This is a genomic window from Paraburkholderia sp. A1RI_3L, from assembly GCF_048957895.1.
Lineage (GTDB): Bacteria > Pseudomonadota > Gammaproteobacteria > Burkholderiales > Burkholderiaceae > Paraburkholderia > Paraburkholderia kururiensis.
In genome coordinates, this window is the sequence record NZ_JARCHA010000007.1 from 263,840 (window position 1) to 279,328 (window position 15,489).

The following is a 15,489-nucleotide window of genomic DNA, read 5'->3' on the forward strand; positions in this document are numbered from 1 at the left end:
CAGTAGAAGCCGACAGAGGAAGGGCGCCGTCACCACAAACTAAAAGGCCCCAAACCTTGTCGGCGGGGCCTTGTGATACGCAAGTGATGCTACCTGCTATCGCGCACGCGTCCCCCATGACTCGAACCAACGGGCGTAACCCCAATGGTTGTTCATTGGCTTATTAATCGCGATGGTGGCGAGGGCTGGCGTATGCATGCGAACGAGTGTGTCTCGACTGGCGGGTAATTGTCAATCTTTGTGTCAACCTGCGCCGAAAAAACATTCGCGAGCAGGCTCGCCGCAGCGGACGCAGCCCTTCATGCGGTCACTCATGCAGCCCTTCATACGACCCCTCATGCGGCCCTTCATGCAGCCCTTCATGCAGCCTTCCACGCCGATGGGAAATGCAGATGGAACCGCGTGCCTGCCTCGTCGCTTTGCACGCTCACGGTGCCGCCGTGCAGGTCCATGATGGTCCGCACGATCGCGAGGCCGAGACCCGTGGAGCCGGCCGCCGTGCTCGTGCGCGATTCGTCGGCGCGGTAGAAGCGGTCGAAGATCCGTTCGAGATGCTCCGGTGCGATGACGGGCCCGGGGTTGGCCACCGTGACCGTGATGCCCTGGGCGTCCGGCGCGGCGCTCAGCGTCACGGTCTCGCCGCGCGGCGTGTAGCGCAACGCGTTGGCGAGCAGGTTGCTCACCGCGCGGCGGAACAGGTCCACGTCGGCGCGCAAGGTGCCCTTCGCGTCCACGCGAAGGGCAATGCCGTTTTCGTCCGCGATGCCTTCGAAGTAGTCCGCAATGCGCGTGAGTTCTTCCTGCGCTGCGAACGTGCTCGCACTGCGCGCGAATTGCGGATGTTCGGCGCGCGCGAGGAACAGCACGTTTTCGACCATGCGCGACAGGCGCTCGCATTCCTCGATGTTCGACACCAGCAGCGCCTGATATTCGTCGACGGAACGCGGCCGCGCGAGCGCCACCTCGCTCGCGCCGCGCATGTTGCCTAGCGGTGTGCGCAGATCGTGGGCGAGGTCCGCCGTGAACTGCGAGAGCCGCTGATAGCCGAGTTCGAGCCGGGCGAGCATCGCGTTCAGCGCGTTGGCCAGCGCGCGCAGTTCGGCGGGCGCTTGTGCCGCATCGATGCGCGTATCGAGCGCGCCCACCGTGACGCGCGCGGCGCTGCCCGCCATGTCGCGCAGCGGCTTGAGCGTCTCGCGCACGGCCGCGTAGCCGAGTATGGCCGCCGCCGTGAACGCGCACAGCGTGATGCCCGCAATGATGAGCCGGTAACGCGCGAGCAACGCTTCGCGGTCGCTCATCTCGCGGCCCACCACGGCTTCGATCACGCTGCCGTCGCGCAACTGCATGCCCGTGGCGACGCCGCGCAGGCTCAAGCCGCCCGCACCGCGCCACGCAGTCACGTCGTGTTCGAGAATGCGGTGCGTGAAGGAGACCTGCTTCAGCGTGCCGATCGCAAACTGCGACGGGTTGCGTTCGAGCAGCACGTTGCCGGCCTTGTCCGTGATGCGCATGAAGAACGCCTGGTTGCCGAGCACGAGGCTGTTGAGCCGCGACTCGTGCTCGCGGATGTCGTCGATGCCCTGCAGTTCTTCGGCGAGGCGGCGCAGGTGGCGCGCGGTGAGCACGAGATCAAGGTCGTCCTGCGCGCGGATCTGATCGGCGAGCGCGTCGTAGAGCACGGCGCCGCCCGCCGCGAACACGAGCACCGTGATGGCGGCAAACCAGAGCGCCAGCCGCGCGGTAAGCGACAGCGGCCGGCGCATCAGCCTTCTCTCGCTTCGAGCACGTAGCCGACGCCGCGCACGGTATGAATCAGCTTCACGGCGAAGTCGTCGTCAATCTTCGCGCGCAAGCGGCGAATGGCGACGTCCACCACGTTCGTGTCGCTGTCGAAGTTCATGTCCCAGACGTAGGAGGCGATCTGCGTGCGGCTCAGCACCTCGCCGGTGCGTCTTGCGAGCAGATGCAGCAGCGCGAACTCGCGCGGCGTGAGGTCGATGCGCTTGCCCGCGCGCCGCACGCGCCGCTGGCTCGCGTTGATTTCGAGGTCGGCGATGGTGAGTGCGTCGCCCTCGCGCGCCTGGCCGCGCCGCGCGAGGGTGCGCACGCGCGCGAGCAGCTCGACGAATGCGAACGGCTTGATGAGGTAGTCGTCCGCACCGAGTTCGAGGCCGCGCACGCGGTCTTCCACTTCGTCTCGCGCGGTGAGGAACAGCACGGGCGTGTCCTTGCGGCCGCGCAACTGCTGCAGCACCTGCCAGCCGTCCATGCCGGGCAGCATGACGTCGAGCACGATCACGTCGTGTGCTTCCTCGAGCGCGAGGTGCAGCCCGTCCACGCCGTTGCGGGCGACGTCCACGACAAAGCCGGATTCTTCGAGGCCCTTCTTCAGATAGTCGCCGGCCTTGGGCTCGTCTTCGATCACGAGAATCTTCATTACGGCACCCTCGTTGGTGAACTGGAAAATGAGCTAAGAAAATAAGCTGGAAAGAGCTGGAAGTGAGCAGACAAACGAGCCAAAAACTGTTGCCGATGATACCCGGCGCGCGGCGCGGCCATCATTACATCTTTGTCATTCTTGCGCCATGGAGCCGCAAATGCAGACCCCGCAGACTGCGCACATCTTTTCTGCGCCCGGGTCTTCGCCATGTGGATCGTCAAAGTCGCGCTGCGGCGCCCCTACACGTTCATCGTTCTCGCGCTGCTGCTCGCGATTCTCGGGCCGTTGATGATCCTGCGCACGCCCGCCGACATCTTCCCGAACATCGACATTCCCGTCATCAGCGTGGTGTGGAGCTACAACGGTCTCTCGTCGGAAGACCTGTCGCGCCGCATCGTGGCGCCGTACGAACGCGCGCTGACGTCCGACGTGGAAGACATCGAACACATCGAATCGCAGTCGCTGAACGGCGTGGCGGTCGTCAAGATCTTCTTCCATCCGGGCGCGGACATCACGCGTGCGATGAGCGAAGCGTCCACGGGCGCGCAGTCGCTCTTGCGCATCCTGCCGCCCGGCACGCTGCCGCCGCTCGTGCTCACGTACAACGCCTCGACCGTGCCCATCATGGAACTCGCGCTGTCGAGCAAGACGTTGCCCGAACAGCAGCTCTACGACCTCGGCAACAACTTCATCCGCACGCAGCTGGCCACGGTGCAGGGCGCCGCGGTGCCCATTCCGTACGGCGGCAAGGTGCGGCAGATCATGGTCGACATCGACCCGCAGGCGCTCGCCGCAAAGCACCTCACACCGACGGACGTGGTGAACGCCGTCAACGCCCAAAACCTCGTGCTGCCCGGCGGCACCGCGAAGATCGGCACGTTCGAATACAACGTGAACATGAACGGCGCGGCGCGCTCGGTGGCCGAACTCAACGCGATTCCGGTGCGCGCGAATCCGGACGGCACCGTGATCTATCTGCACGACGTCGCTACCGTACGCGACGGCTACGCGCCGCAGACCAACATCGTGCGCCACGACGGCCAGCGCGCGGCGCTGCTCGAAGTGGAGAAGAGCGGCAGCGTATCGACGCTCGACATCATCTCGAACATCAAGCAGCTCCTGCCGCGCATCCGCTCGCAAATGCCGGCGGCGCTCGACATCCGCACCGTGACGGATCAGTCCACCTTCGTGAAGTCCGCCGTGTCGGGGGTGGTGCGCGAAGGCCTGATCGCGGCGGGGCTCACGGCGGCCATGATCCTGCTCTTTCTCGGCAGCTGGCGCGCCACGCTCATCATCGCGATCTCGATTCCGCTCGCCATTGTCTCGTCGCTGATCGCGCTCTCGCTGCTCGGGCAGACCATCAACATCATGACGCTCGGCGGACTCGCGCTCGCGGTGGGCATTCTCGTGGACGACGCGACGGTGGCCATCGAGAACATCACGCACCATCTCGAGCAGGGCGAGCCGCTGCTGCAGGCCATTCTCTACGGCTCCGGCGAAATCGCGGTGCCTACGCTCGTCTCCACGCTGTCCATCTGCATCGTGTTCGTGCCCATGCTGCTGCTCTCCGGCGTGGCGCGCTATCTGTTCACGCCGCTGGCCGAAGCGGTGGTGTTCGCGATGCTCGCGTCGTACTTTCTCTCGCGCACGCTGGTGCCCACGCTCGCGATGTATCTGCTGCGACACACGAAATCGACAGGCGAGGCGGGTCTGCCTGACGCGGGCAGCGCGCCGCGCTTCCAGGCGCTGCGGCGTTTCCAGCAGCGCTTCGAGGCCGCGTTCGAAGGTCTGCGCCAGCGCTATCGCCGCACGCTCGAACGGGCGCTCGCGCAGCCGCGTCGCTTCGTGGCGGGCTTCATCGTGATCGCGTTCGGTTCGCTCGCGCTTGCCCCGTTCCTTGGCCGCGATTTCTTCCCGCAGATCGATTCGGGACAAATCCGCCTGCACATGCGGGCGAAGACGGGCACGCGCATCGAGCAGACGGCGCGTCTGACCGACGAGGTGGAAGGCACCATCCGCACCGTGATTCCGCCTGCCGAGCTTTCCACCATCGTGGACAACATCGGGCTGCCGGCGAGCGGCATCAACCTCTCCTATACGAGTTCGGGGCCCATCGGCAGCGCGGATGCCGACATTCTCATCACGCTCAACGCGAAGCACCATCCCACAGCGCAGTACGTGGCCGCGCTGCGGCAGAAGCTTGGCACCGCGTTTCCGGACATCACGTTTTCGTTCCTGCCTGCGGACATGGTGAGCCAGATCCTCAACTTCGGACTGCCCGCACCCATCGACATCCAGGTGATCGGCACGAACCTCGACCAGAACCGCGCGTTCGCCGATGCACTGCTCGCAAAGCTGCGGGGCGTGGACGGGCTTGTCGACCTGCGCATTCAGCAGCCCGCCGACCAGCCTGCCATCAACGTGGACGTGGATCGCACCAAGGCATTGCAGGCGGGCCTGCAACAGCAGGACGTGGCGCGCAGCCTGCTGATCGCGCTCTCGGGCAGCGCGCAGACGTCGCCGAACTTCTGGTTGAATCCCACCAATGGCGTGAGCTACCCCGTCATTACGCAGACGCCGCAGTACGACATTCACTCGCTGCAGACGCTTGCCAACATTCCGCTCGCGGCCACCTTCACGCCGGGCACGGGCGGATCGGGCAGCAACGCGGGCGCGGTCACGGGCATTCTCGGCACGCTCGGCACGTTCTCGCGCGGCTCGCAGCAGGCGGTGGTGTCGCACTACAACGTGCAGCCCGTCATCGATATCTACGCCTCTGTGCAGGGGCGCGACCTGGGCGGTGTGGCCGCGGACGTCACGCGCATCGTCGATGCGGCCAAAGCGCAGTTGCCGCGCGGCGCGCGCGTCGTGATCCGCGGCCAGGTGCAGACCATGCACGACTCGTTTGCGGGTCTGGCGGCCGGCATCACGTTTGCCGTGCTGCTCGTGTACCTGCTCATGGTCGTGAACTTCCAGTCGTGGCTCGATCCGCTCGTGATCGTCTGCGCGTTGCCCGGCGCGATGGCCGGCATTCTCTGGATGCTGTTCGTCACGCACACCACGCTCAGCGTGCCCGCACTCACGGGCGCCATGATGTGCATCGGCGTGGCGACGGCGAACAGCATTCTCGTTGTGAGCTTTGCGCGCGAGCGGATCGCCGAAGGCATGGCGCCGCTGAAGGCCGCGCTCGAGGCCGGCGTGAGCCGCTTCCGTCCGGTGCTGATGACGGCGCTCGCCATGGTGATCGGCATGGTGCCGATGGCGCTCGGTCTCGGCGACGGCGGCGAGCAGAACGCGCCGCTGGGCCGCGCCGTGATAGGCGGACTGCTTGCCGGCACGCCCACGACGCTGCTCCTTCTTCCCGTGGTGTTCGCCCTCGTGCACGGCTGGCTCGCCTCGCGGCGGCGCCATGCGGTGGAGCAGCCCATCGATACCAGCATCCTGAATTGAGCGGAGTTGACCATGTCTCCCAGCGATTTCGACACGGCCGCGCGCGACGCGCAGGCACCCGGCGAGGCTTCGGCCGGTGAAAACACGGACCGGACGAGCCAGACGAGCCAGACGAGCCAGATGAACGACAGCGAGCGCAGCGCCGCCGCCGACCTGCCTGCCGGCAAACCGGTCTCAGCACGGAATCGGTGCGGTCGGCGTGGTCGACGTGGTCGACGCATTGCCTTGGTGGCCGCCGCCGTGGCGGCAGCGCTCGCGGCGGGCATCGTGCCGCGCCTGTCCGCCCACGCGGCGTTGAAGAAGCAGACCGCGATGCTCGAAGTCCCAACGGTGCAGGTGACGAAGCCTACCGTGGCGCCCGCTGACCAGCCGCTCGTGCTGCCGGCCGACATCGAGGCCAACCAGCAGACGCCCGTCTTCGCGCGCACGAACGGTTATCTGAAAGCGTGGTACGCCGACATCGGCACCCACGTGAAGGCGGGGCAACTGCTCGCCGTGATCGATGCTCCCGAAGTGGACGCAGCCCTGCGCGCCGCGCGCGCCGACGAAGCGCAGGCACGGGCAAACGACCAGCTTGCGCAGGTAACGGCCTCGCGCTGGCAACAGCTCGTGGACACGCACGCGGTCTCGCAGCAGGAGACGGACATCAAGGTGAGCGACGCGCAGGCGAAGCATGCCGCGCTGCTCGCGGCGCAGTCGAACGTGGCGCGGCTTGCGCAGATGCAGTCGTACGAGAAGGTCTATGCGCCGTTCGACGGCGTGGTGACGGCGCGCAACGTCGACGTGGGCGCGCTGATCGATGCGGGCAGCGCGGGCGGTCCGGCCAAAGAGATGTTCGACCTCGCGCAGACGCGCACGCTGCGCGTCTATGCCGACGTGCCGCAGAACGATGCACCGGCCGTGAGCGACGGCACGCCGGCGTGCCTCATCCTCACGCAGCAGCCGGGCGAATGCCATGCCGGCACCGTGGTGCGCAACAGCGGGGCGATCAATCCGTCCACCCGCACGCTGCGCGTGGAAGTGGATGTGCCCAACAACGACGGTGCGGTGCTGCCCGGCTCGTACGGCCAACTGCGGCTGACGTTGCACCGCGCGCGGCCGGGGCTTTCGGTGCCCGTGAACGCGTTGCTGTACCGGCCGCAGGGCGTGCAGCTCGCGACCGTCGATGCCGGCCATCGTGTCGTGCTGAAAACGATCACGCCAGGGCGCGACTTCGGTACGCGCATCGAGGTGGTCACCGGCGTGGGGGCGAACGATCAGGTCGTCCTGAATCCGTCGGACTCGATCACCGATGGCGAGCAGGTGCGCATCGCGCAAGCGGGTGGGGCGCAATCATGATAGACGATGTTTTCTGCGGGCTCGTCGGGCGTATCAGGCAGCGTGTCGGCGCCAGGGCGGCAAGCGAGGGTGGACTCTGCGCTGCGGACCAGCGCTGCCGCCACAACGATGAAGGCACGATGCGGCACGCTCGTGTCGCGCTTGCGGGCGTGCTCGCCGCGCTGCTGCTGGGTGGCTGCATGATCGGCCCTGACTACGTGCGCCCGCAGGTCGATGTGCCTGCGGCGTACAAGGAGGGCGCGTTGTCCACCTCGTCGCCGGCCGCTGCCACTGCCGTTGCCACTGAGGTAGCGGGTGGCGACGCGGCGTCGTCCGCCTGGACGCACGCCACGCCTGCCGATGCCGCCGCCCGCGGCTCATGGTGGACGCGCTTCGGCGACGCGCAGCTCGCTGCGTTGGAGTCGCGTGTCGACGTGTCGAACCTGACCGTGCAGAAAGCCGCCGCGCAGTGGCGCGAGGCGCGCGCCATGGTGGCCTCCGCGCACGCGGACTGGTTCCCGACCATTGGTGCCTCCACGGCTGCGTCGAACCTGCATGACTCGGCGAACGTCATCGGTCACCAGCAGACGGCGGGCAAGACGTTCCAGGACTACGCCGTGGTGGCCGACGCCACGTGGGAGCCGGACCTCTGGGGCCGCGTCGCGCATGAAAACGACGCCGCCCGCGCGAACGAGCAGGCCAGCGCCGCGGATCTGGAAAGCGTGCGGCTTGCCATGCAGTCCGAGCTGGCCGTCGACTATTTCAATCTGCGCACGCTCGACGCCACGCAACGCCTGCTCGACCAGACGCTCGCGGACTACCGCCAGGCGCTCAATCTGACCACGAGCCGGTATCGCATCGGCATCTCGTCGCAGGCGGACGTGGAGCAGGCGCGCACGCAGCTGCAAGCCACCCAGGCGCAGGACCTCGACCTCGGCGTGGCGCGCGCGCAATACGAGCACGCCATTGCGACGCTGATCGGTCAGCCGGCCTCCACATTCACGCTGTCGCCCGCCGCAGCCGACTTCACGCCGCCTGCGATTCCGCCCGGCGTGCCATCGCAGCTGCTGGAACGCCGGCCCGACATCGCCGCCGCCGAGCGGCGCGTGGCCGCGGCCAACGACGAGATCGGCATCGCGGAGTCGGCGTTTTTCCCGAACCTCGTGCTCTCCGCGGCGGGTGGGCTGGAAAGCTCGGCGCTCTCGAACTGGCTGATGGCGCCTTCGCGCGTGTGGTCGCTCGGGCCAGCACTGGCGGGCACCCTGTTCGACGGCGGCCGTCGCAGAGCGGAGACCGACCGCGCGAAGGCGCAGTACGACGCCAGCGTGGCCGACTACCGGCAGACGGTGCTCGCGGCGTTCCAGCAGGTGGAGGACAACCTCGCGGCGTTGCGCATCCTGCAGCAGGAGACGACGCAGCAGGATGCGGCGGTGCAGTCGGCCGACAAGACGCTGCAGCTGGAACTCGAGCAATACCGCGTCGGCACCGTGAATTATCTGGATGTGGTGGTGGCGCAGAACACGGCGCTCACGAACGAGCGCGCAGCCGTCGACTTGCGGCGGCGCGAAATGGACGCGAGCGTGGATCTCGTGAAGGCGCTGGGAGGTATCTGGTAAGGCGGAATGGCCGCGGCGCGTGCCGTGAGAAAGGGCGGAGCGCGTCCTGGCATTCGTCGGCCGACTGTTGTAATCTACCGACAGGCTATCTGATATACTACATACGGAATATTGATTTTTGCGGCGACGCACCATATGATTGAGTCATCCGTTCTCTCAATCTTATGGAGCTTCAAATGGAATTTGTATCTCTCGGGCTTTTTGCCCTCGCCGTGGTGGGTCTGGGCGCTGCCGCAACTGTGCTGCTGACCCGGTGGGTGCCGACATCCGTGGCGCGCCAGGCCGCTCTGCACGGCCGGTTTGCCGATCTGGGCGACGTGCCGGCTGCCGTTCCCGCCGCTTCGTATCGTCCTGCTGTCCGTAAAGAGGCGATGAATGTCGTCGGAACTTCGAACTGAAGCGAGAGTAACGCCGATGGCGACCCCTCTCACGCTCGCGTTGCAACCCATCAACGCGAGCGCCAGCTTGCGCGATCAGGCCTACGCGATGCTGCGTCAGGCCATTGCCGATGCGGACATCTACCAGTCGCACGACGAAATAAGGCTGGACGAGCGCGAACTGAGCGAAAAGCTCGGCGTGAGCCGCACGCCGGTGCGCGAGGCGATGACGCTGCTCGAGCAGGAAGGTTTTCTGCGCATGGTGCCGCGCCGCGGCATCTATATCGTGCGCAAGAGCAAGCGCGAGATTGTCGAGATGATCCAGATGTGGGCGGCGCTCGAAAGCATGGCGGCGCGTCTTGCCACGCTGCATGCGAGCGACGGGGAAATCGCGAAGCTGCGCCACATGTTCGACGACTTTCGCGACACCACGCCCGCCGAGCACATCGAAGAGTACTCGGACGCGAACATCGCCTTTCACCAGGCCATCGTGGAACTCTCGAAGTCGCAGATCATTCTGGACACCATCAAGAACATCTTCATCCACGTGCGTGCGATTCGCCGCATGACCATTTCGCAGAGCGATCGCGCGTCGCGGTCCATCGTCGATCATCTGCGCATCATCGAGGCGCTGGAGAAGCGCGACACGGAACTCGCGGAAAAGCTCGTGCGCCAGCATTCGCTCGATCTGGCCGCTTACGTCGAAGCGAACTGCGACTTCCTCGATTGAACACGGCGGCGGGCGGCGCATGCGCCGCCCGCCGCTTTAGTTCATCTTCCACTCACGCCGAATCACATCGCCCGCAGCGCTTCGACCATCGTTGCGCCGAGCGCCGCCGGCGACTGCGCGACGTGCACGCCCGCCGAGCGCATGGCCTCGATCTTCGCGCCGGCCGTGCCCGTGCCACCCGAAATGATTGCGCCCGCATGGCCCATGCGCCGGCCGGGCGGCGCGCTGACGCCCGCGATGAAGCCCACCACGGGCTTCTTCGTGCGCGCGTCTTTCAGGAAGCGCGCGGCGTCTTCCTCTGCACTGCCACCGATCTCGCCAATCATGATGATGCCTTCGGTGTCGTCGTCGGCGAGGAACATTTCGAGACAGTCGATGAAGTGCGTGCCGTTCACGGGGTCGCCGCCAATGCCGATGCACGTGCTTTGCCCGAGTCCCGCCGCGGTGGTTTGCGCCACCGCTTCATAGGTGAGCGTGCCCGAACGCGAGACCACGCCGATTTTGCCCGGCCGATGAATGTGGCCCGGCATGATGCCGATCTTGCATTGGCCCGGCGTGATGACGCCCGGGCAGTTCGGACCCACGAGCCGCGTGCGCGAACCGGCCAGCGCACGCTTCACGCGCACCATGTCGAGCACGGGAATGCCTTCGGTGATGCATACGACGAGCGGCACGCCGGCGTCCACGGCTTCCAGGATCGCGTCGGCCGCCACGGGCGGGGGTACGTAGATCACCGAAGCATTCGCGCCCGTTCGTTCCACTGCGTCGGCCACGGTGTCGAACACGGGCAGCCCCAGATGCGTCGTGCCACCCTTGCCGGGGGTGACGCCCCCCACCATCTGCGTGCCGTAGGCGAGGGCCTGTTCCGAATGGAACGTGCCCTGCGAGCCCGTGAATCCCTGGCAAATCACCTTCGTACCACTATCGATGAGGACGGCCATGTCAGTGCACTCCTTCAACGGCCTTGACCACCATGGCGGCGGCATTGGCGAGATGATCGGCGGAAAGAATGGGCAGGCCCGATTCGCGCAGGATCTGTTTGCCCAGTTCGACGTTGGTGCCTTCAAGCCGCACCACGAGCGGCACGTCCAGTTCCACTTCGCGCGCCGCGGCAACCACGCCTTCGGCAATCACGTCGCAGCGCATGATGCCGCCGAAGATGTTGACGAGAATGCCCTTCACCTTCGGGTCGCGCAGAATCAGCCGGAATGCCGCGGCCACGCGTTCCTTCGTGGCACCGCCGCCCACGTCGAGGAAGTTGGCGGGCTCGCCGCCGTAGAGCTTGATGATGTCGAGCGTCGCCATCGCAAGGCCGGCGCCGTTCACCATGCAACCGATGTTGCCGTCGAGCGTCACGTAGTTGAGCGCATGCTGCGCGGCTTCGAGTTCGGCCGGGTCTTCCTCCGCTTCGTCGCGCATGGCTTCGATCTGCGGATGGCGGAAGAGGGCGTTGTCGTCGAAGTTGATCTTCGCGTCCAGCGCGAGCAGGTCGCCGTCTTCCGTGACGACGAGAGGATTGATCTCGACGATGGAGGCATCCAGTTCCACGAACGCGCGCCACGCAGCCAGCATGAACTGCGTGGCTGCATTGATCTGCTTGCCTGAGAGCCCCAGCGCAAACGCCAGCCGGCGTGCGTGGTAGGCCTGCATGCCCGTAGCCGGATCGATGGCGAGCTTCACGATCTTCTCCGGCGTGCGGGCGGCCACGTCCTCGATCTCCATGCCGCCTTCGGTCGATGCCATCACGGTGACGCGCGAGGTGCTGCGGTCGATCAGCATTCCCAGGTAAAGCTCGCGTGCAATCGCGCAACCTTGCTCGACGTAGACGCGTTTCACCTCGCGCCCGGCCGGCCCCGTCTGCTTCGTTACCAGCACGGAAGACAGCATTTGCTCCGCGTGGCTCGTCACTTCTTCCGCTGAGCGCACGACGCGCACGCCGCCCTTGCCGTTGGGGTCGTCGGCGAAACGGCCTGCGCCGCGCCCGCCCGCATGAATCTGCGCTTTCACGACCCATGCCGGGCCGCTGAGCGCCCGTGCCGCCTCGCCGGCTTCGTGGGCCGTAAAGGCCACGCGCCCTTCGGGCACCGCCACGCCGTACTGCCGCAGCAGCGCCTTCGCCTGATATTCGTGAATGTTCACTGTCTCCTCGCTCGCGTTCGTCCGTTCCAAAGGGCACCGCAGCCGGTGCGGGAAAGATCGTGCTTGACGACCTTAAAAATATGGTATGTGATATATCACACGTCATCAAGACGTGACGAAGTCCAGGGTTTTCCCGGAAATGCAGGGCGCGAAGGCTGGAAAATTTGAGTTAATCACTTGAACCAAAAAGAGATTTGGCTCGAACCACCAGTGAATGGCACGGGAAAATTCGTCTTGATTGAATGTGATATATCACATACGGTGTATTGAAAAGCGGTCGCAGGCTATCCGCGTGCCGGGTGTCTTCGATGTGAGCAGCAGTCGCCGTTGAACAAACCGATCGACCAGGAGACGACCATGTCCGCAGTGGTTTCACCCGTCAGCCCCAGCGGCACCACGACCGCAGAAGACACCCTCAAGCAGAAAAGCCGTGACGCGAACATCGTCTCGGGCGGCCATCTGGTTGCGCGAGCCCTGAAGAACGAAGGGGTGGACACCATCTTCACGCTGTGCGGCGGCCACATCATTGACATCTATGACGGCTGCGTCGACGAAGGCATCCGCATCATCGACGTGCGTCACGAGCAGGTAGCCGCGCACGCGGCAGACGGCTATGCGCGCCAGACCGGCAAGCTCGGTTGCGTGGTGACGACGGCCGGCCCCGGCTGCACGAACGCGGTGACCGGCATCGCCACGGCGTTCCGCTCGGAAAGCCCGGTGCTGCACATTGGCGGCCAGGGCGCGCTGGGTCAGCACAAGATGGGTTCGCTGCAAGACCTGCCGCACGTGGACATGATGTCGCCCATCACGAAGTTCGCGGCCACGGTGCCCAGTACCGAACGCGTGGCCGACATGATCTCCATGGCTGCACGCGAGTGCTTCAACGGCGCACCCGGGCCCGCCTATCTCGAAATTCCGCGCGACGTCCTGGACCGCGAAGTCGACCTCACGCGCGCCGTGATTCCGCAACCTGGCCACTATCGCGCGTCGACGAAATCCATTGGCGACCCGCGCGACATCGAGAAACTGGCCGACATCCTCGTCAACTCGGAACGGCCGGCCATTCTCTACGGCCAGCAGGTATGGACGGCACGCGGCCACGAAGAAGCCATCGCGCTGTTGCGCGGCCTCGACATTCCCGGCTACTTCAACGGCGCAAGCCGCGGCCTGCTGCCGCCGGGCGACCCGCATCACTTCGACCGCACGCGCTCGCAGGCCTTCGCCAACGCGGACGTGCTGATCGTGGTGGGCACGCCGTTCGACTTTCGCATGGGCTATGGCCGGCGCATCAGCAAGGAGCTCACGCTGGTGCAGATCGACATGGACTACCGCACGGTGGGCAAGAACCGCGATATCGACCTCGGCCTCGTGGGCGACCCCGGTGCGATTCTCAATGCCGTCTTGCAGGCCACGAGCGGCCGCGTCAAGAACGACCGGCGCGAAGCGCGGCGCAAGTGGATGGCACAGCTTCAGGATGCCGAAATGACGGCCACCGAAAAGCTGATGCCACTCTTCAAGTCGAACAACACGCCGATTCATCCGTACCGCGTCGCCTATGAACTCAACGCGTTCCTCGGCGAGGACACCATCTACATCGGCGACGGCGGCGACGTGGTGACGATCTCCGCGCAAGCCGTGCGTCCGCGCCGGCCGGGTCAATGGATGGACCCGGGCGCACTCGGATCGCTCGGCGTGGGCACTGGCTTCGCGATTGCCGCGAAGCTCGCGCATCCCAACAAGGAAGTGCTCTGCTACTACGGCGACGGCTCGTTCGGCATGACCGCCTTCGACATGGAAACGGCCAATCGCTTCGGCGTGCCGTATCTCGCCGTGATCGGCAACAACTCCGCGATGAACCAGATTCGTTACGGACAACTGGCGAAGTACGGCGAAGAGCGCGGCAACGTCGGCAACCTGCTGTCCGACGTGCCCTTCAGCAAGTTTGCCGAAATGCTGGGCGGCTACGGCGAGGAAGTGCGCGACCCCGCGCAGATCGCGGGCGCCCTGCAGCGTGCCCGTGAAGCGATTCATCGCACCGGTCGCTCGGCGGTGGTGAACATCTGGGTCGACCCGCGCGAATATGCGCCGGGCACGAAGAACCAGACCATGTACAAGTGACGCGCCGATCACGCGAATCAGGAGAAGGAGACATCAAATGGGCAAGGCACTCGATGGTGTGCGCATTCTCGACTTCACGCACGTGCAGTCTGGCCCCACCTGCACGCAATTGCTCGCGTGGTTCGGTGCGGACGTAATCAAGGTGGAACGCGCAGGCGCAGGCGACATCACGCGCGAGCAACTGCGCGACGTTCCCGACGCGGACAGCCTCTACTTCACGATGCTGAACGGCAACAAGCGTTCGATCACGCTCGACACGAAAAACCCCGAAGGCAAGCGCGTGCTGGAAACGCTGATCCAGCATTGCGATGTGCTCGTGGAGAACTTCGCGCCGGGTGCGCTGGACCGCATGGGTTTCACGTGGGAGCGCATCCAGGAACTCAATCCGCGCATGATCGTGGCTTCGGTGAAGGGCTTCGGGCCCGGGCCGTACGAGGACTGCAAGGTCTATGAGAACGTCGCGCAATGCGCGGGCGGTGCGGCCTCCACGACCGGCTTCGACGATGGGCCGCCCGTTGTGACCGGCGCGCAGATCGGCGACAGCGGTACGGGCCTGCACCTCGCGCTCGGCATCGTGACGGCGCTCTATCAGCGTGTGCAGACAGGCCGCGGTCAAAAGGTGCTGGCAGCCATGCAGGACGGCGTGCTGAACCTGTGCCGCGTGAAGCTGCGCGACCAGCAGCGGCTCGAACGTACCAGCGTGCTCAAGGAGTATCCGCAGTATCCGAACGGCACCTTTGGCGAAGCCGTGCCGCGCGCCGGCAATGCATCGGGTGGCGGGCAACCGGGCTGGATCCTGAAGTGCAAGGGCTGGGAGACCGATCCGAACGCTTACATTTACTTCATCACCCAGGCGCCGGTGTGGGATCGCATCTGCAATCTGATTGGCCGGGAAGACTGGATCAGCAATCCTGACTATGCAACGCCGAATGCGCGCCTGCCGAGGCTCAAGGAAATCTTCGCCGAGATCGAGCACTGGACCATGCAGCGCACCAAGTTCGAAGCGATGGAGCTGCTCAACAAGTACGACATTCCGTGCGGACCGATCCTCTCGATGAAGGAGATCGCTGAGGACCAGTCGCTGCGCGCGACAGGCACGATCGTCGAAGTGGACCATCCGGTGCGCGGCAAGTACCTGACGGTCGGCAACCCGATCAAGCTTTCCGACAGTCCGACCGACGTGAAGCGTTCGCCGCTCCTTGGCGAGCACACCGACGAGGTCATGGCGGAACTCGGTTACTCGTCGGAGCAGATCAGCGCGCTGCGGGCTGCGGGCGCGATCTGAAGGCTGTTCTGACG

The 15,489-nt window shown here is 65.6% G+C and carries 11 protein-coding genes; 7 read left to right on the forward strand and 4 right to left on the reverse strand.

The genetic code is table 11. The annotated features are described in order from the left end of the window. Positions 1-359 precede the first annotated feature (359 nt). Complete coding sequence (locus PXJ20_RS20330; RefSeq protein ID WP_421032048.1) at positions 360-1,766, reverse strand: heavy metal sensor histidine kinase; 1,407 nt, start codon at positions 1,764-1,766, stop codon at positions 360-362. Further along, positions 1,766-2,440 (reverse strand): heavy metal response regulator transcription factor, encoded by a 675-nt coding sequence (locus tag PXJ20_RS20335; protein WP_421032049.1) that lies wholly within the window; start codon positions 2,438-2,440, stop codon positions 1,766-1,768. Before PXJ20_RS20335 ends, PXJ20_RS20330 begins: the two co-directional genes overlap by 1 nt. A gap of 210 nt (positions 2,441-2,650) precedes the next feature. Between PXJ20_RS20335 and PXJ20_RS20340 the strand changes: the two genes are divergently transcribed. The 5 genes from PXJ20_RS20340 to PXJ20_RS20360 all read left to right on the forward strand — a co-directional run bounded on the left by PXJ20_RS20340 (position 2,651) and on the right by PXJ20_RS20360 (position 9,933). Then, positions 2,651-5,893 carry an efflux RND transporter permease subunit gene (locus tag PXJ20_RS20340; protein ID WP_421032050.1) on the forward strand — a complete coding sequence of 1,081 codons (3,243 nt, stop codon included), beginning with the start codon at positions 2,651-2,653 and terminating at the stop codon, positions 5,891-5,893. Positions 5,894-5,905: 12 nt separating this feature from the next. After that, positions 5,906-7,231, forward strand: coding sequence for an efflux RND transporter periplasmic adaptor subunit (locus PXJ20_RS20345; protein ID WP_421032051.1), 1,326 nt, complete (start codon positions 5,906-5,908; stop codon positions 7,229-7,231). Further along, on the forward strand, positions 7,228-8,826 hold the full coding sequence (locus PXJ20_RS20350) for an efflux transporter outer membrane subunit (protein ID WP_421032052.1): 1,599 nt from the start codon (positions 7,228-7,230) through the stop codon (positions 8,824-8,826). Before PXJ20_RS20345 ends, PXJ20_RS20350 begins: the two co-directional genes overlap by 4 nt. 176 nt (positions 8,827-9,002) lie before the next feature. Further along, the gene (locus tag PXJ20_RS20355) at positions 9,003-9,224 is read left to right on the forward strand and encodes a hypothetical protein (protein ID WP_017775322.1); all 222 of its coding nucleotides are present in this window, start codon (positions 9,003-9,005) and stop codon (positions 9,222-9,224) included. Further along, on the forward strand, positions 9,202-9,933 hold the full coding sequence (locus PXJ20_RS20360; protein ID WP_421032053.1) for a GntR family transcriptional regulator: 732 nt from the start codon (positions 9,202-9,204) through the stop codon (positions 9,931-9,933). The genes PXJ20_RS20355 and PXJ20_RS20360 overlap by 23 nt, the downstream gene beginning before the upstream one ends. Before the next feature lie 62 nt (positions 9,934-9,995). Here the strand turns inward: PXJ20_RS20360 and sucD are convergent, their stop codons facing one another. Beyond that, the gene (gene sucD, locus PXJ20_RS20365; protein WP_017775324.1) at positions 9,996-10,874 is read right to left on the reverse strand and encodes a succinate--CoA ligase subunit alpha; all 879 of its coding nucleotides are present in this window, start codon (positions 10,872-10,874) and stop codon (positions 9,996-9,998) included. A 1-nt stretch (position 10,875) separates the two neighbouring features. Continuing rightward, the gene (gene sucC / locus PXJ20_RS20370; RefSeq protein WP_421032054.1) at positions 10,876-12,072 is read right to left on the reverse strand and encodes an ADP-forming succinate--CoA ligase subunit beta; all 1,197 of its coding nucleotides are present in this window, start codon (positions 12,070-12,072) and stop codon (positions 10,876-10,878) included. 357 nt (positions 12,073-12,429) lie between these two features. Between sucC and PXJ20_RS20375 the strand changes: the two genes are divergently transcribed. Continuing rightward, complete coding sequence (locus tag PXJ20_RS20375; protein WP_421032055.1) at positions 12,430-14,190, forward strand: thiamine pyrophosphate-binding protein; 1,761 nt, start codon at positions 12,430-12,432, stop codon at positions 14,188-14,190. Positions 14,191-14,227: 37 nt separating this feature from the next. Continuing rightward, on the forward strand, positions 14,228-15,475 hold the full coding sequence (frc, locus tag PXJ20_RS20380) for a formyl-CoA transferase (RefSeq protein ID WP_421032056.1): 1,248 nt from the start codon (positions 14,228-14,230) through the stop codon (positions 15,473-15,475). Positions 15,476-15,489: the final 14 nt, after the last annotated feature.